Origin of the sequence: Pseudomonas sp. YY-1 (assembly GCF_002843095.1) — a bacterium.
In the GTDB taxonomy this organism is placed as follows: domain Bacteria; phylum Pseudomonadota; class Gammaproteobacteria; order Pseudomonadales; family Pseudomonadaceae; genus Aquipseudomonas; species Aquipseudomonas sediminis_A.
On sequence record NZ_PJLX01000013.1, the window covers coordinates 24,433 to 40,187 of the forward strand.

The window sequence follows — 15,755 nt, forward strand, 5'->3', positions numbered from 1 at the left end:
GATTGCTCTCGCAGGGACTTGCGCTTACTCGCACTCGCGAGCTCTACCGCGCCTGTCCCAGTCAGGATTGGGTGGTAGGCAAGGGCTACACCCTGCAATAAATGACGTCGGGGCGGCAGGGCTGCCGCCCCGATTTCGCGACATATCCACTGACATTTAGCGAGGCGCATGTTCGCCGCTTAAAGGTTTTTGAAAGGTTCGCCTCTTAGCCTCCGCACGCGCCTTTTGCGTGCTTTACAAGAAAAAGAGGAGAAAGCGGTTTGTTGACCTTGATTGGCCTGTTGACCATCTGCAGCCTGGTTGTGCTGCTGCTTGTTGGGCGCATGTCGCCTGTTCTGCCATTGATCATAGTGCCGCTTTTGGGCGCTCTGGCCGCGGGCTTTGGCCCAGAGGCGATTTCCGGTTTCTTCACTGATGGCATCGGCCGCGTGACGGCGATCGCCACCATGTTCGTGTTTGCCATCACCTTTTTCGGCGTGCTGCAGGACACCGGGCTGTTCCGCCCGCTGATCAATGGCATGGTGCGCCTGACCCGCGGCAACGTGATCGCCGTCACCGTGGCCACCGCTGTGATCGGCATGCTGGCGCACCTCGACGGTGCCGGCGCCACCACCTTCCTGCTCACCGTTCCCGCCTTGCTGCCGCTGTACAAGCAGTTGCGCATGAGCCCGTACCTGATGCTGCTGTTGCTGGCGATCGGCGCCGGCATCTTCAACATGCTGCCTTGGGCTGGACCGCTGGGCCGTGCCTCGGCCGTGACCGGCATCGAGGTCACCGAGCTGTGGCGTCCGCTGATCGCCGTACAGGGTGTCGGGGTGGTGCTGTTAATTGCCCTGGCTGCGTTGCTGGGCTGGCGTGAGCAGCGTCGTATCGCTGCCGGCAAGAGCGGGGACGAGGGTGTACTGGTGGAAACCAGCACTGACTTGCATGAGCCAAGCGCCGAGGAGCTCGCTCTGGAGCGCCCGCGTCTGCTCTGGGCCAACTCCGCGTTGTTCCTGGCGGTGCTGGTATCGCTGTTTTCTGGCGTGCTGCCGGCCGGCTATATCTTCATGATCGGCCTGTGCCTGGCGCTGCTGATCAACTACCCGGGCGGCAAGGCGCAGATGCAGCGGATCTCGGCGCATGCCCCGGCTGCCCTGAGCATGGGCATGATCATCCTGGCGGCTGGCTCGATGCTCGGCATCTTCACCGGCACCGGCATGCTCACCTCCATCGCCCAGGACCTGGCGCGTGTGCTGCCGGCGCCGCTGGTAGGGCAGATGCACATCGTGCTGGGCCTGTTCGGCCTGCCGATGGAGCTGATGCTGAGCACCGACGCCTACTACTTCGGCCTGCTGCCGGTAACGCTGGAAGTGGTCGGTGCCCAGGGCGTCGAGCCGGCCAGCGTGGTCTATGCGCTGACCATCGGTAACATCATCGGCACCTTCATCAGCCCGTTCTCGCCGGCGCTGTGGCTGGCACTGGGTCTGGCCGGGCTGGATCTGGGCCGGCACATCCGCTACTCGCTGTGGTGGATGTGGGGCTTCTCGCTGGTGCTGTTCGGTGCGGCCTGGGCACTCGGGTTGTTCTGACAAACCCAGCTTGTATCGCACCTCACGCCCGGGCTTGCCCGGGCGTGTTGCATATGGAGGCGGGTGTTTAGCTGATTTCCACCTGATAGCGGAAGTTCTCCGCCGCCGCGCGTGACAGGCGATATTCCAGCGGCGTGCGATCGTAGCCCAAGGCGGTACGTTCAATCACCACGCTTGGGCTGGCTTCGGCCACATCCAGAATGGCGGCGAGTTCGGCATCGGCGGAGGAGACCGTCAGGGTTTCCCGGGCGGACGCGATGCGCTGGCCGCAATGCTGCTCGTAGAAGGGGTAGAGCAATTGTGGAAAGTCGTCCGGCGCGAGCTCCAGCAGAGCGTCGAAGCGTGAAGCCGGCAGCCAGATACGTTCATGGAACAGCGGGCGGCCGTCGATCAGACGCAGGCGTTGGAGGAATACGCAGGGCTCGCCTTCGCTCAGCTGCAGTGCCTGGCTGACGGCGGCATCGGCAGCTACCTGGCGGCAGTCGAGGATGCGACCCTGCGGCACCTGAGACTGGCCACTGGCGCTGACCTGGCGGAAAAAACGAAACAGCGAGCCATCGAAGTTCGGTCGCCGCACGAAGGTGCCGCGCCCCTGAGCACGCAGCAGCAGGCCTTCTGCGACCAGGGTTTCTACCGCCTTGCGCACCGTGCCCATGGCCACGCCGTAATGGCGGGTCAACTCCGCTTCGGTGGGGATGGCCTCACCCGGCAACCATTCGCCTGCGGCAATTTTTCCCAGCATTTCGTCGCGTAACCGCTGGTACAGCGGCAGGCGCTCGTCCTGTCCCAGAGCCGTGGTGCTCATAAACCTCAAATCCAAAAGTCGACCGGCCGTCACTTTACCACTGGCCTGCAGATTGACAGCACTCGATCTCTGTAGATACAGTCATCTAATCATATATATGAATATATGACTTACAAGAAGGAGTCGCTCGTACCGGCGGCTCGTACAAGAATCGACAGAGGTATCGCTTCGTGACGCCCATGCCTTATGCCGCTATCACCGGCATCGACACCCACGCGCACATCTTTCGCCAGGACCTACCCATGGTTCCTGGCCGCCGCTACAGCCCCAGCTATGACGCCACCGTGGAGCAGTACCTGGCCCACCTGGACGCCTGTGGCCTGTCCCAGGGGGTGCTGATCCAGCCGAGCTTTCTCGGCACCGACAACCACTACATGGTCGAGGCGTTGCAACGCTTCCCTGAGCGCCTGCGTGGCGTGGCGGTGGTGGATGCGCAGGTCAGCGATGCCGAGCTGGACGAGTTGGCCGCTGCCGGCGTGGTGGGCGTGCGCCTGAACCTGATCGGCAAGGCGCTGGAGGATTACACCGGCCCTGCCTGGAGTGGTCTGTTCCGCCGACTGGCGCGTCGTGGCTGGCAGGTGGAAATTCAGCGCGGCTTCGACGACCTGGCGCTGATCGTGCCGGCGATTCTCGAATCCGGCGTCACCGTGGTGATCGATCACTTCGGCCTGCCTGCGCCCAGCGTGCAACTGGATGCTGCGCAGCATGCCGTGTTCTTCGATCTGCTGGGCCAGGCGCCGGTATGGATCAAGCTGTCGGCAGCCTACCGCAGCCAGTCCGACCTGAGCCGTGCCCAGGCAATCGAGGCACGTCTGCGAGAGGCTTGTGGCGGCGTCGGTCGCTTCCTCTGGGGCAGCGATTGGCCCAACACCCAGTTCGAGTCGCAGACCCGCTACGATCAGCAATTCGCGCTGCTCGAGGCTCTGCTGCCCAACCCCGAGGAGCGCCGTCGCGTTCTGGTGGACAACCCCGCAACCCTGTTCGGTTTCGCCTCGGCGTAACCACTGCTCACATCAGAACAACAAAAGGAGTCAAACCATCATGATGAGCTTGCTCGTCGTCGCCGCGATCGTCCTCTCCGTCGCGCTGGGTTACACCACCAAGATCAACATCGGCCTGTTCGCCATTGCCTTCGCCTACCTGCTGGGCTGCTTCGGCATGGGCATCAGCCCGGGCGATATCATCAACATGTGGCCGCTGAAGATCTTCTTCGTGATCTTCTCGGTCTGCCTGTTCTACAGCTTCGCCACCGTCAACGGCACCCTGGAAAAACTCGCCGGGCATCTGCTGTATCGCTGCCGTGGCGTGCCGCACATGCTGCCCTATGCCATTTTGCTTACCTCGGGGGTGATCGCTGCCATGGGCGCCGGTTACTACACCGTGCTGGCCTTCATGGCGCCGCTGACCCTGTTGCTGTGCCAGCGCACTGGCATGAGCCTGATTCTCGGTGGCATGGCGGTGAACTACGGTGCGCTGGCCGGGGCGAACTTCGTTTCCAGCCAGAGCGGCATCATCTTCCGTGGCCTGATGACCGGCGCCGGCATGCCCGAGAGCGAGGCTTTCGTGAATGCCCTGGCGATCTTCGCCAGCACGGCGATCATCCCGGTGCTGGTGATTTCCGCGTTCGTCTTCCTCGGTGGTCATGGCCGCAACCTGAAGAATGCTGTGCTCGCCGCCGATCTGCCGGAGGCCTTCAACCGCGAGCAGAAGCTGACCCTGCTGCTGACCGTGCTGATGATGGTGCTGGTGCTCGCTGCACCGCTGGCACTGCTGGCCTTCCCGGACAATGCCACGATCAAGTTCATCAACAGCAAGGTGGATATCGGCCTGATCGCCAGCGTGTTCTCGGTGATCGCCCTGTTGCTCAAACTGGGTGACGAGCGCAAGGCCATCGCCTCCGTGCCCTGGGCCACGCTGATCATGATCTGCGGCGTCGGCATGCTGATTACCGTCGCGATCAAGGCCGGCACCATCGACGCCCTGGCGTCCTGGATCGGTGGCAATATCCCGCCGTTGATGATCCCAGTGGCCTTCGGCGTGGTGGCTGCATTGATGTCGATTTTCGCCAGTACGCTCGGCGTCGTGACGCCGGCGTTGTTTCCCATGGTGCTGCCGCTTTCGGCGTCGATGTCGATCGATCCGATGATCCTCTTCATCGCCATCGTGGTCGGTGCTCAGGCTACCTCGATCTCGCCGTTCTCCTCCGGCGGCAGTCTACTGCTGGGCTCCTGCACGGACGACAAGGTTCGCTCGACCCTGTTCTCGCAACTGCTGCTGCGCGCCGCGCCCATTGGCTTCGTTGCGGCGATGCTGTTCAATCTGGCGCTGACTTTCCTGTTCTGATGAGAAAAGGTTCTTTGCATAGTATGGGGAGAGCGTGAGTTGATACCGGACTAGCAATTACGTGTTAGCTGTCCATGGTTTGGCACTATCCGTTAGCGTGTCGTCTGATCTGATGGGTTTCGCCCCTTACGGGCGACTCACTTTCTTTGCTTGTGCAAAGAAAGTAAGCAAAGAAACACACCCCTACATACGGCCCCGGCTGCGCCGGGGTTCCCTCGCTCCAACACCACTCCAGGGGCACGCTGCGAAGGGCCATCCCTGGCCCATCGCAGCTCTCGCGACATCCATGTCGCTCAACCCCTTACATGGCGATTCCACTCGGCCTCCTGAAGGGGACTTGGGCGTCGTCTACACCATCGCAGTTTAAGAGCAAAGGCAAAGGCCAGACGCCGCCAATTCCAATTACGCAAAGATTACGCAGGCTCGCGAACTGGTCCCCTTCAGGAGGCCGAGCGGAGGTGTTGCGTAGGGGAGCGAGCCGCATGGATGCGGCGAGAGGCTTAAAGGGCCAGGGACGGCCCTTGTAAGCCGGCCCCCGCAGCGGCACCGGAGCGAGGGAAGTTTCGCGCAGCGAAACCCGGATGTCGGGGTGCCCTTCTTTGGCACACCTTTCTTGGGCAAGCAAGAAAGGTGTGGCGCCCGTAAGGGGCGCAACCCAAACGCTCAGCGCACGCGATAACGGATCGTGCTAAGCCAGTAAGAGATACGCACACAAACTTGCCAGTCCGGTATCAAGCGTATCCTCCCCGCGAGAATGCGAAGAACCTGAAAAAAACCGGCATCGAGTGATGCAGGGGCTTTATCCCCGCAAGTCCGTATCGCTATTTCAGCCGATAGCGTCGCAAATCATCCTGGCTCAGCAGGCGCAAGCGACCTGGCGGGGCCTGGTAGATCGCTTCGGCCAGGCTCACGTCGACGCCCATGTCGCGAAAGTACTTGGCCGGGCTGAACGCTTGGCTGCCATGGGCGGCCTGCGCCAATGCCGAGTCACCGGCGGGGAAGGGTGGGCGGCGCAGGGCAACGTGGCCGTTGACTGTGCGTTTGCTGCCAGCCGCCAGCAAATAGATGCAACTGCCCTGGCACATGCCGCCTGAAGGCACCAGCGCCTCGAAGCCGGTTTCGCGCAGCAGGCGACCCATGCGGATGGCCTCCGGCGCGCTGCCGCCGATGCTGTCGAGCAGCACGATCTTGCGTGTGTGCTTACCTGGGTTGGCGCGCAAACCCTGCAGCAGTTTTTCGTAGTCGCCGGGAACGATCTCTTCGGAAATTTTCGCTGCCAGCAGGCCGGCATTGGCCTCGACTTCGACCTGCGCCTGGACGTTCAGGGCGGTGCATAAGGTGGTGGCGATCAGGGCGACGCGTAAACGCTGAACAATCATCGGGCGGGTTCGTTGGCGGCTCGGGAGGTAGAAGATACCTTGCCCGAGTCACCTCACGCACCTGTTCAGATCGCTGCGTTTCTCTGCTGCACCTGCCACGCCCAAACGAACAACAGCAGGCCGCCGATGGCGGTGGCGGCGCCGATATAGCCGGTCACCGTCCAGCCCATGCCGGCGCTGATGGCCAGGCCACCGAGCCAGGGGCCGAGGGCGTTGGCGATGTTGAAGGCGGCATGGTTGGAGGCGGCCGCCAGGGTTTGCGCGCCAGTGGCGACGTCCATCAGATGGGTCTGCAGCGCCGGGCCGAGGGCGATCATGGTGCCGAGGGCGAAGATCGCTGGCAGGATCGTCCAAAGGCTGTGCGCGGCGAAGGGGAAGACCAGCAGCACCAGCGTGCTCCAGGCCAGAATCCAGGCAACGGCGCGCAGGCGCAGGCGGTCGAACAGCCAGCCGCCGGCGCTGTTACCGACGATGCAGCCGGCACCGAACACGCCCATGGCCAGGGGAATCCAGCCGGGGCCGACCTGGGTGACATGAAGCAGGGTCGGCGCCATGTAGCTGAACACGCAGAACATCCCGGCGAAACCGATCGAGCCGATGCCCAGGGCCAGCCAGATCGGCGCGCGGTTGAAGGCGCGCAACTCGCCCGAGGGGCTGCTGCGCTGCTCGTTGGGGTCGGCCGGGAGGAAGATCGCCACCATGGCAATGGTGGTGATGGCGATGATGCCGACCAGGGCGAAGGCGTAGCGCCAGCTCATGAACTGACCGAGCCAGGTGGCCAGCGGGTTGCCGATCAGGATGGCCACGGTCAGGCCGGCCAGCACCCGGCTGACCGCCTTGGCGCGCTTGTGCGGCGGAGCCATGGACGCCGCCACCAGCATGGCAATGCCGAAATAAGCGCCATGCGGCAGGCCGGCGATGAAGCGGAAGATCAGCAGCGGCTCATAACTGGGTGCCAGAGCGCTGGCGAAGTTGCCAAGGGCGAAGCAGCCCATCAGCAGCAGAAGCAGTATGCGCCGTGGCAGGCGTGCACCGAGCAGGGCCAGCACCGGTGCGCCGACCACCACGCCGAGGGCGTAGGCGCTGATCACGTGGCCGACCTGTGGCTCGCTGACGCCAAGGTCGGCGGCGACGTTGGGCATCAGGCCCATGATGGCGAACTCGCCGGTGCCGATGGCGAAGCCGCCGAGGGCCAGGGCGAGTTGAATGAGAAGGATCGCGCCCGGCGACAGATGCGTCGCAGCGCTGGGGGAAGACGTGTTCATGAGTGACCTGGAAGGGGGAAAGCAAGCGCGGAATTATAATCTCCCAGTGCCTTGCTTGGGTATTGGCGACCGCTCTATATCGGGCTTTGAGACGAATGGTCGGCGTTGTTCAGGGCTTTCACGTAGTCGACGAAGGCGCGTAGCGGCGCCGGTACGTTGCGCCTGCTGTGGTAGTACAAATATGGGCCGTTGAAGTGCTGCCACCAGTCCTGCATGAAGGGTTGCAACTGGCCGCTGGCCAGGGGCGCCGCGATGTATTCCTCGAAGGTGTAGAGAATGCCGTGGCCGGCGCAGGCCGCAGCGATCAGCAGGTCCTGCGACGAGCTGACCAGGCGACCCTCGGGGCTGATGCGCAGGGTGCGTCCATCCTGCTCGAACTCCCACACGCCGAGCTTGCCGCTGGCGAAGCGGTAGCCGAGCAGGCGATGCTCGCTCAGTTCGCTGGGGTGTTGTGGCGTGCCATGGCGCTGCAGGTAGCTGGGCGCTGCCACTGCCATGAAACACTGCCGGCGCGGCCCGATAGGGATGGCGATCATGTCCTTGGCCAGGCTTTCCTCGTAGCGAATGCCGGCGTCATAACCGGCGCCGATGACGTCGATGAAGGTGTTGTCCATGTTCACCTCCAGCGCGATGCCGGGGTAGCGAGCGAGAAAGCCATCCAGCAGTTGCGGCAGGATGTGCCGCGCAATCACGCCGGGCACATGCAGGCGAAGTGAACCGACGGGGTTCTGCGGATCTTCCTGCAGGTCGTTGAGCGCCGTGTTGATCTCGTCCAGCGCGGGGCGTAGACGTTCAAGCAGGCGCGCGCCGATTTCCGTCGGCGTCAGGCCACGCGTGGTGCGGTTGAGCAGGCGCACGTCCAGCTCCTTTTCCAGGCGGCGCACGCAATCGCTCAGCGACGAAGCCGACATGCCGCGGCGTTGCGCGGCGACGCGAAAGCCGCCGGCCTCGACCACGGCAGCGAACAGGGCAACATCGGATAGATTCGGTTGGCGCATGGGTGGCGGCTGGATTATTACGAAGGGTCCGATAATGCGGCGCAGCGGCCACTTTGCCAATCCTGAGTGGAGACTGGGGAGCGCGTGGGAGGGGCTTCAGCCGCGATCTTCGCCGTGGCAGCACTCATTCCCGGATTACGCTTCGCGTCCGCGAAACACCCGGTAACTGTCCGCCTGACCGTATGCGTTGTTCGGTTTTGGCCGGCTTATCGTACGCGCCATCTGCCTGCACCCTATGTCCTGTACGTGCGCCGGGTCTGGCGCATTGAGTCAACGGACACGAGGAATCAGCCGATGGACAAGAAGAATGCTGTGGGGCGAGGCCATTCGCGTCGTGATGCCCTGAAACTGTTCGGCATGGTGGGCGGCAGCCTGGCCTTGCATGGGGTGTTGGGCGGTGTACCGACATTCGCCTGGGCCAGTACCTCACCGGGGTGGCAGGCGAGTGACATGCCAGCGCTGATCGGCAAGCGCATGCTGGTCACCGGTGGCAGCAGCGGCATGGGCTTCGAGGATGCCCTGGCCCTGAGCCGCGCGGGTGCTCAGGTGATCATCGCCGCGCGCAATTCACAGCGCGGTGCGGAGAGCATCGAGCGTATTCGTGCTCAGGTACCGGATGCGCGTCTGCGTTTCGAACAGCTGGACCTGGCCGACCTGGCCTCGGTGCGCAGCCTGGCTCAGCGCCTGAATGCCGAGGGTGAGGTGCTGGACGTACTGATCAACAACGCGGCGATCATGGCGCCACCACAGCGTGGCGTGTCCCGCGATGGTTTCGAGATGCAGTTGGCGACCAATTTCCTCGGCCATTTCGCCCTGACCGGTTTGCTCCTGCCGTCGCTGCAAAAGTCGGCCGACCCGCGCGTGGTGACCCTGGCGAGCATCGCCGTGAACCGCGGCAACATCAATTTCGATGATCTGCAGTCGCAGAACAACTACAACCCCTATGTCGCCTACGCCCAGTCGAAGCTGGCCTGTCTGATGATGGCCTTCGAGTTGCAGCGGCGCAGTTTGGCCAATGACTGGGGCATCCGCAGCGTGGCCGCGCATCCTGGTGTGGCTGTCACCGAACTGGTCGAACGCGGGCCCGGACTGGAAAGCGAGTTCGCTCGCGAGTGGGCGAAGGACCGCGACGTGTATCACTCGGCAGCGCAAGGTGCGCTGTCATCGCTGTTCGCGGCGACGGCGGCCGAAGCCGAGGGCGGTCGTTATTACGGCCCGACCGGCGAAGAGGAAAAACGCGGCCCGTTAGGTCTGGCCAAGGTGCCGGATGCGGCAGCCGATGCGGATGCTGCGGCGCGCCTGTGGTCGGTAGCCGAGCGTCTGACTGGCGTCAGATACGGCTGAGTGATGCCGGCGCGCCACGCTGGCGCGCCCGTTCGAGGAATTTCCCATGTCATCGTCAACGATGGCGCAGCGCGTGGCCGTGGCCATCAACGCGCAGCGCAACGAGTTGTGGCCGGCTCTGGCCGGTTTTGCCCTGTTCTTTTGCCTGTTCTCGGGCTACTTCATGCTGCGACCGATCCGCGAGGCGATGGGCATCGTCTCCGGCGTGGAGAACCTGCAATGGTTATTCACCGCCACCTTCGTGGTGATGCTGATCGCGGTGCCCTTGTTCGCCTGGCTCAGTTCACGGGTGCCGCGGATTCATTTCATCGACTGGGTGTACGGTTTCTTCACCCTGAACCTCGCGCTGTTCGCCCTGTTGTTTTTCAGCGCTGATGAAAGTGTATGGCTGGCGCGTAGCTTTTACGTGTGGATCTCGGTCTACAACCTGTTCGTAGTGTCGGTGGCCTGGAGCCTGATGGCGGATGTATTCGACAGCGAACAGGCCAAGCGGTTGTTCGCTTTCATCGCCGCGGGAGCCAGTGTCGGCGGATTGGCAGGACCCGCGCTCAGTACACTGTTGATCGGCACTCTTGGTCAGGCCGGGTTGATTCTGCTGTCCGCTGTATTGCTGGCTGTCGCGCTGACGCTCAAGCAGGTGCTGATGCGCTGGCGAGAGCAGGGTGGCGCGGGACGTGCCGGTGCGGTCCAGGCCGAGAGCCCACGCCGGCCTGTGCCGGGCAATCCGTTCAGCGGGTTGACCCGGGTACTGGCTTCGCCCTTTCTGCTGGGTATCGCCGGCTTCGTGATTCTTCTGGCCACGGCCAGCACCTTTCTCTACTTCGAGCAGGCACGTCTTGTGGCCGAGCTGTTCCCGGATCGCGCGGCGCAGGTGCGGGTGTTCGGCGTGATCGATTTCGTGGTGCAGGCTGGCGCATTGATTGCCCAGCTGTTCATCACCGGGCGTATCGCGCGGCGTATGGGCGTGCGAGTGTTGTTGGCCTGTGTGCCGCTAATGGTGTGTGTCGGTTTCATCGGCCTGGCGTTGATGCCGACCTTCGCCATGCTGGCGGCGCTGATGATCGTCCGGCGTATCGGTGAATATGCCTTCGTGCGGCCTGGGCGAGAGATGCTCTTCGCGCCGCTGGATGCCGAGAGCAAGTACAAGGCGAAGAACTTCATCGACACCGTGATCTATCGCGCGGGCGACGCCATGAGTGGTTGGCTCAAGAGCCTGCTGGACATGCTGGCCCAGGGCGCCTGGCTGGTGGCGTTGGTGGGGGCTGCCAGTGCGGCGCTGTGGGGACTGCTGGGTTGGTACCTGGGCGGGCAGGCCGATCAGCGCAGTGCCGAGAAAAAGGTGGCTGCAACTACCTAAGGCAAGTGCGAGAGAAACGATGTGGGAGTCGGCGGCCGACTCCCACAACTGCATCAGCCTCGTGCGGGGATGTTCAGGCCGCGCTGCACCGCCGGGCGAGCGAGGAAGGCATCGAGCACGCGGCGTACGTTGGTGAAGCGCTCGAGTTGCACCAGATCACCGGCCTGGTAGAAATCCGCCAGGGTGCGAATCCAGGGGAATACGGCGATGTCGGCGATGCTGTATTCGCCAGCGATCCAGTCACGGCCTTGCAGGTGTTGGTCGAGTACCCCCAGCAGGCGTGCCGATTCAGCGGCGTAACGGTCACGTGGACGCTTGTCTTCAAACTGGCTGCCGGCGAATTTGACGAAGAAACCGAGCTGGCCGAACATCGGTCCCAGGCCGCCCATCTGCCACATCAGCCATTGAATCGTCTCGTAGCGGGCAGCGGCGTCCTGTGGCAGCAGCTTGCCGGTCTTTTCCGCGAGGTAGATCAGAATTGCCCCGGACTCGAACAGCGCCAGCGGATGGCCATTGGGCCCATCGGGATCGAGGATGGCGGGAATCTTGTTGTTCGGCGCCAGCGAGAGAAACTCGGGGCTGAATTGATCGTCGCTGGCAAAGTCGACCAGGTGAGGTTCGTAGGGTAGGCCGATTTCTTCCAGCATGATCGAGGCCTTGACGCCGTTGGGCGTGGGCAGCGAGTACAGCTGCAGGCGCTCGGGATGCTGGGCGGGCCATTTGCGGGTGATGTGGAAGGGGCTGAGGTCGGTCATGTGGAGTTCCATGTCGAATGGGCCTAAGAGCCTGTTCACGATCTGCTGCGCGTCGGCGCTACTGCGTTAAAAACAAGCTGGATCGCCAGCCCGGTCGGAATGCTCATGTACAAAAGTACACTCTGCTTCCTCGCTTGTTTTTGCCTTGTATCGCTCTAGCTCGCGAGATCCTGAACAGCCTCTACGAAAGGAGCGATCAGAACACGAGTAGCCTGAGCGCAGGAAATCGATCCAGCTGCTAGTAGTCATCGACTCGAGCAATCCTGCCCGGTTCCCTGTACGTGAACGAGGCGGTATGGTGCGGTTTTCATCCACCCGGCCCGGAGCCCATCGGCATGAGCCTGCACGGTACTTACGACTCCCAGAACATCTTCGCCCAGATCATTCGTGGCGACTTGCCCTGCTACACACTCTACGAGGACGACGATGTACTGGCCTTCCTCGATCTGTTCCCGCAATCCAAGGGTCACAGCCTGGTGATTCCCAAGCGCGCGGCCGCGCGCAATATCCTGGAAATCGACGACGCCAGCCTGGCCAAGGTCATGGCCGTGGTGAAGAAGGTCACCCAGGCCGTGGTCGATGAGTTGCAGCCGGCTGGCGTGCAAGTCGCGCAGTTCAACGGCGCGCCTGCCGGGCAGACGGTGTTCCACATCCACATGCACGTGATTCCGCGTTTCGAGGGCGAAGGCCTGGGTGCTCACGCGGCGAGCAAGGCCGATCCGGCCGAGCTGGAAGCGTTGCAGGCACGACTGGTCAAGCGCCTGCAAGCCTGAAACGGCATTGCCCCGGACGAGTGACTCGGCCGGGGCATCAGGCAACCTGTGGTTTAGCCGTTCTGGTTGCTCAGGCCGCCCCATTCCACGAAACGCACGGCGTGCACTTCGCCCTGGCTGTCACGGTAGACCATGACGCTGGGCACGACACCGCTCTTGCGGCTGTTGTCGGTGCGCTGCAGAACCTGGTCGATGTCCAGCTGCATGCCGTACTGATATTCCTGTACGTTCACTTTGGTGCTGTCTGGCGCTTTCTCGCTGGCGAATGCGATAGGAGTGAAAGCGGCGAGGAGGGTGGCGTTGAGCGCTGTGAATTTCATCTGGGTAATCTCCGATCAGTTGCGCCGAAGAAGTTGGCGCTGGGGTCGAGAGAGATGAAAACATTGCGCCGATCATTACAGAAATCGATGCTTTTGCTTTTGGGCATCGATGTTATCGATACCTTGCCCGCGGGCTCGTCAACCCCAATACTCAGGCAGCACTTATCTGCCCATGGAGGGCTTCATGCGTTCGATCCTCATCGCTCTACCGCTGTTGCTGTTGGCCGGTTGTTCGTCATATCGGGGTGACCCCGAGAACGTCAAACCGGTACCGGAAGATCGCCTGCTGGCGTTTCAGGAGGCGCAGGCGAACGGCGCGCAGATCGTGGTCAACCGCGATTTCGGGATGATGGGGGGCGGCTGCTTCGTGGCCATCGAGGTGGATCGCAAGGTCGCTGCGCGCATCGGCGTCGGCGAGGTCGCAACCTTCCAGGTGCCGACAGGCACGCGCGTGGTCGGCATCACGCCGGATCGCATGGACGACACCCTGTGCGGCATGGGCCGCTTGCTGCGCGAAGTGGCGGTGCCGGTGAAAGCCGGGGAAACCCAGCACCTGCGCATCGTCAGCCAGAACAAGGGTGGCTTCGATATCCGCCCGGACAAGCCCTGACCGCTTTGCCGCTGTGCGAGCGGTCATATCGAGCGTGACGCCAGGCGGTTAGTATTCCCTGCATCAAAACAGGGAGCATGAACGTGAATGGATTGCCGATAGCCATCGTAGGGGCGGGTACCGCGGGTCTCGCCACGGCGATATTCCTCGCCCGCCAGGGTTATGAGGTGCGCGTGCTGGAGCGGGTCGAGCAACTGCAGCCGGTGGGTGCAGGCATCCTCTTGCAGCCTTCCGGTCTGGCTGTGCTGCAACGCCTGGGTCTGCTCGCCGAATGCACCGCACTAGGGGCTCCGGTCAGCCGCCTGTACGGCACCAGTTGCCAGGGCCGGGTGATCCTCGACACTCGTTATCACGACTGGCAGCCAGGTAGTTTCGGCCTTGGCATTCACCGCGGCGTGTTGATGACGGCATTGCTCAATGCAGCGCAGCGTGCCGGTGTGCAGGTGGAAGCCGGTGTGGCGGTGAGCCGCTTCGAGCAGGCCAGCGACCATGTTCGCTTGCTGCAGGAGCAGGCGGATGGCAGTGAACAATCCCTGGGCGATTTCGCCGCACTGATCCTGGCCGATGGCACACGCTCGACTCTGCGCGCGCAGATGCAGGTGCGGCAGTGGTCGCGGCCTTATCCGTGGGGTGCGCTGTGGAGCATGTTGCCGACCTCGCCTGCGACTGAATCCGGCGAGCTGCGCCAGTGGTACCGCGGCTGCCGCGAGATGTTCGGGCTGATGCCGACCGGCTGCACCCATCAGGCACGTGGCACTTCGCTGACCAGCCTGTTCTGGAGCCTGCCGCTCAGTGAACATGAAGCGTGGCGCAAGAGCGGCCTGCAGGCCTGGAAAAACCGCGTGCGCAACCTCGCCGGCGAGGCTACAGAGGCCTATCTGCAGCAGATCGATGACCCCGCACAATTGACCCTGACGGCCTATGCGGACGTGCGCATGCAGCGCTGGAACGATGGTCGCGTGCTGGCCATCGGTGATTGCGCCCACGCCATGAGCCCGCAATTGGGGCAGGGCGCCAATATGGCGTTGGTCGATGCCGCTGCACTGGCCGATGCGCTCGGCAATGCCGGTGACGAGCATCAGCACGCGCTCGACTGGAATGCCATCTTCACTCGCTACGGTGATGCCCGTCGTGATCACCTGCGCTACTACCGCCAGGCCAGCCGCTTGCTGACGCCGCTGTTCCAGTCCAAAAGCAACACGCTGGCGGTGCTACGCGATATCGCCCTGATGTTGGCTCGGCACAACCGTTTCGGCCGCCAGCATGCCGTCAGCACCCTGGTTGGTGCACGTGGCGGCTGGCTATGGTCGGGCGCGCAGAAGCGCGAGTTGCATGCCTGGACGGGCGAGCGGGAGGCCTGGGAGTGAGGCCGCTCAGCTGCGCTGCAGGTCGAGCAGCGCCTTCTGGCTCAGGTCCAGCCACTCCTTGTGTAGCACTCGATAATGCCGGGCGGAGCGGCGGGCGTGGGTCTGGATCTGTTGCAGCAATTCGATGGCCTCGCGCTCACGTCCCAGTCGCTGCAGCAGCAGGGCATAGCGATAGTTGGCTTCCGGGCTGGCGCTGTAGCTGCCAAGGGCGCGGTATTCCTCTTCGGCCTTGAGGTCGTTGCCCTGGCCTTCCAATGCGCGGGCATACAGCAGGTGGCCGTCGCTGGAGCGAAAGTCCGGGTTGTGGGCGATCAGTTGATCGAGGCTCGCCTGGCAACCGGCGAAGTCGCCTTGGGCGAAACGTGCTCTGGCCAGGCCGAGGAGAATGTCCGGGGCGTCGCTGTGGATACCGCGCAGGGCTGTCTGGTAGTGCGTGGCCGCTTCTTCGGCCTGACCCATGCGCAGCAGCTCATCGGCCAGGTTGACGCGAGTATCGCGGGTGTCGCGAATCTCCAGTTCATCGCGCAGGGCGCGTAGGTGACGTTCTGGGTCGATGCTGTCATGCAGACGGTTGAGCGTGCGGCGGCCGCGGCGGCTACCGAGCAGATCCGGTAGCATGATGCCGAGGAAGTAGATCAGGCAGCCGAGGCCGGGCAGGGCGATGATCAGGTACAGCCAATAGCGTTCCTGGCCACTGCGCACTACGTGGAGGCCGCAGGTGACTTGGCAGGCGATGACTAACAGAGCGAGCAGAGGCATAGGGCGATCCAGTCCTTTGGAGTGCGAGGGGAGGCTTATCAGAGCATGGATCAGCCCCGTTGTCAGGTGACGCATGCACGGCTGTGGCTTGTGTCACGTGATAGGCTGC

At 63.2% G+C, this 15,755-nt stretch carries 15 protein-coding genes; 8 read left to right on the forward strand and 7 right to left on the reverse strand.

Features of this window, described 5'->3' with window-relative positions; translation table 11 throughout:
• Window positions 1-260 precede the first annotated feature (260 nt).
• Window positions 261-1,571, forward strand: a complete 1,311-nt coding sequence (locus CXP40_RS17710; protein ID WP_106734835.1) for a CitMHS family transporter — start codon at window positions 261-263, stop codon at window positions 1,569-1,571.
• Window positions 1,572-1,638: 67 nt separating this feature from the next.
• On the opposite strand, the gene CXP40_RS17715 is transcribed toward CXP40_RS17710, so the two are convergent.
• Entirely contained in the window at window positions 1,639-2,376 is a 738-nt protein-coding gene (locus tag CXP40_RS17715) for a GntR family transcriptional regulator (RefSeq protein WP_106734836.1), read from the reverse strand.
• A 179-nt stretch (window positions 2,377-2,555) separates the two neighbouring features.
• Here CXP40_RS17715 and CXP40_RS17720 point away from each other — a divergent pair, with 179 nt between their 5' ends.
• Both CXP40_RS17720 and CXP40_RS17725 read left to right on the forward strand, forming a co-directional pair.
• Window positions 2,556-3,377, forward strand: a complete 822-nt coding sequence (locus CXP40_RS17720; protein ID WP_177429693.1) for an amidohydrolase — start codon at window positions 2,556-2,558, stop codon at window positions 3,375-3,377.
• Window positions 3,378-3,417: 40 nt separating this feature from the next.
• Window positions 3,418-4,719 (forward strand): SLC13 family permease, encoded by a 1,302-nt coding sequence (locus CXP40_RS17725; RefSeq protein ID WP_106734838.1) that lies wholly within the window; start codon window positions 3,418-3,420, stop codon window positions 4,717-4,719.
• Window positions 4,720-5,540: 821 nt separating this feature from the next.
• Here CXP40_RS17725 and CXP40_RS17730 read toward each other — a convergent pair.
• The 3 genes from CXP40_RS17730 to CXP40_RS17740 form a co-directional block, all read right to left on the reverse strand.
• On the reverse strand, window positions 5,541-6,098 hold the full coding sequence (locus CXP40_RS17730; protein ID WP_106734839.1) for a hypothetical protein: 558 nt from the start codon (window positions 6,096-6,098) through the stop codon (window positions 5,541-5,543).
• A 65-nt stretch (window positions 6,099-6,163) separates the two neighbouring features.
• A complete protein-coding gene (locus CXP40_RS17735; protein ID WP_013714733.1) occupies window positions 6,164-7,363 on the reverse strand; it encodes an MFS transporter in 1,200 nt (399 codons plus the stop codon).
• 74 nt (window positions 7,364-7,437) lie between these two features.
• On the reverse strand, window positions 7,438-8,361 hold the full coding sequence (locus CXP40_RS17740; RefSeq protein ID WP_106734840.1) for a LysR family transcriptional regulator: 924 nt from the start codon (window positions 8,359-8,361) through the stop codon (window positions 7,438-7,440).
• Window positions 8,362-8,655: 294 nt separating this feature from the next.
• On the opposite strand from CXP40_RS17740, the gene CXP40_RS17745 reads away from it, so the two are divergent.
• On the forward strand, window positions 8,656-9,705 hold the full coding sequence (locus CXP40_RS17745; protein ID WP_106734841.1) for an SDR family oxidoreductase: 1,050 nt from the start codon (window positions 8,656-8,658) through the stop codon (window positions 9,703-9,705).
• Window positions 9,706-9,751: 46 nt separating this feature from the next.
• On the forward strand, window positions 9,752-11,062 hold the full coding sequence (locus CXP40_RS17750; protein ID WP_106734842.1) for an NTP/NDP exchange transporter: 1,311 nt from the start codon (window positions 9,752-9,754) through the stop codon (window positions 11,060-11,062).
• A gap of 53 nt (window positions 11,063-11,115) precedes the next feature.
• Here the strand turns inward: CXP40_RS17750 and CXP40_RS17755 are convergent, their stop codons facing one another.
• Window positions 11,116-11,817: a glutathione S-transferase N-terminal domain-containing protein gene (locus tag CXP40_RS17755; protein ID WP_106734843.1), complete on the reverse strand. Its 702-nt coding sequence runs from the start codon at window positions 11,815-11,817 to the stop codon at window positions 11,116-11,118.
• A 335-nt stretch (window positions 11,818-12,152) separates the two neighbouring features.
• Between CXP40_RS17755 and CXP40_RS17760 the strand changes: the two genes are divergently transcribed.
• A complete protein-coding gene (locus CXP40_RS17760) occupies window positions 12,153-12,590 on the forward strand; it encodes an HIT family protein (RefSeq protein ID WP_106734844.1) in 438 nt (145 codons plus the stop codon).
• A 53-nt stretch (window positions 12,591-12,643) separates the two neighbouring features.
• Here the strand turns inward: CXP40_RS17760 and CXP40_RS17765 are convergent, their stop codons facing one another.
• Window positions 12,644-12,910, reverse strand: a complete 267-nt coding sequence (locus CXP40_RS17765) for a DUF2790 domain-containing protein (RefSeq protein ID WP_106734845.1) — start codon at window positions 12,908-12,910, stop codon at window positions 12,644-12,646.
• 184 nt (window positions 12,911-13,094) lie between these two features.
• Here CXP40_RS17765 and CXP40_RS17770 point away from each other — a divergent pair, with 184 nt between their 5' ends.
• The gene (locus CXP40_RS17770; RefSeq protein WP_099526486.1) at window positions 13,095-13,520 is read left to right on the forward strand and encodes a 3-isopropylmalate dehydratase; all 426 of its coding nucleotides are present in this window, start codon (window positions 13,095-13,097) and stop codon (window positions 13,518-13,520) included.
• A gap of 77 nt (window positions 13,521-13,597) precedes the next feature.
• Window positions 13,598-14,887: an NAD(P)/FAD-dependent oxidoreductase gene (locus CXP40_RS17775; protein ID WP_256579477.1), complete on the forward strand. Its 1,290-nt coding sequence runs from the start codon at window positions 13,598-13,600 to the stop codon at window positions 14,885-14,887.
• Window positions 14,888-14,893: 6 nt separating this feature from the next.
• On the opposite strand, the gene CXP40_RS17780 is transcribed toward CXP40_RS17775, so the two are convergent.
• Window positions 14,894-15,646, reverse strand: a complete 753-nt coding sequence (locus CXP40_RS17780; RefSeq protein WP_106734846.1) for a tetratricopeptide repeat protein — start codon at window positions 15,644-15,646, stop codon at window positions 14,894-14,896.
• Between the last annotated feature and the right edge of the window lie 109 nt (window positions 15,647-15,755).

Excerpts from the sequence above, each read along its gene's own strand:
- CXP40_RS17715 (WP_106734836.1), bottom strand. The coding sequence starts at position 2,376 with ATGAGCACCACGGCTCTGGGACAGGACGAGCGCCTGCCGCTGTACCAG.
- CXP40_RS17720 (WP_177429693.1), top strand. The coding sequence starts at position 2,556 with ATGCCTTATGCCGCTATCACCGGCATCGACACCCACGCGCACATCTTT.
- CXP40_RS17725 (WP_106734838.1), top strand. The coding sequence starts at position 3,418 with ATGATGAGCTTGCTCGTCGTCGCCGCGATCGTCCTCTCCGTCGCGCTG.
- CXP40_RS17730 (WP_106734839.1), bottom strand. The coding sequence starts at position 6,098 with ATGATTGTTCAGCGTTTACGCGTCGCCCTGATCGCCACCACCTTATGC.
- CXP40_RS17735 (WP_013714733.1), bottom strand. The coding sequence starts at position 7,363 with ATGAACACGTCTTCCCCCAGCGCTGCGACGCATCTGTCGCCGGGCGCG.
- CXP40_RS17740 (WP_106734840.1), bottom strand. The coding sequence starts at position 8,361 with ATGCGCCAACCGAATCTATCCGATGTTGCCCTGTTCGCTGCCGTGGTC.
- CXP40_RS17745 (WP_106734841.1), top strand. The coding sequence starts at position 8,656 with ATGGACAAGAAGAATGCTGTGGGGCGAGGCCATTCGCGTCGTGATGCC.
- CXP40_RS17750 (WP_106734842.1), top strand. The coding sequence starts at position 9,752 with ATGTCATCGTCAACGATGGCGCAGCGCGTGGCCGTGGCCATCAACGCG.
- CXP40_RS17755 (WP_106734843.1), bottom strand. The coding sequence starts at position 11,817 with ATGACCGACCTCAGCCCCTTCCACATCACCCGCAAATGGCCCGCCCAG.
- CXP40_RS17760 (WP_106734844.1), top strand. The coding sequence starts at position 12,153 with ATGAGCCTGCACGGTACTTACGACTCCCAGAACATCTTCGCCCAGATC.
- CXP40_RS17765 (WP_106734845.1), bottom strand. The coding sequence starts at position 12,910 with ATGAAATTCACAGCGCTCAACGCCACCCTCCTCGCCGCTTTCACTCCT.
- CXP40_RS17770 (WP_099526486.1), top strand. The coding sequence starts at position 13,095 with ATGCGTTCGATCCTCATCGCTCTACCGCTGTTGCTGTTGGCCGGTTGT.
- CXP40_RS17775 (WP_256579477.1), top strand. The coding sequence starts at position 13,598 with ATGAACGTGAATGGATTGCCGATAGCCATCGTAGGGGCGGGTACCGCG.
- CXP40_RS17780 (WP_106734846.1), bottom strand. The coding sequence starts at position 15,646 with ATGCCTCTGCTCGCTCTGTTAGTCATCGCCTGCCAAGTCACCTGCGGC.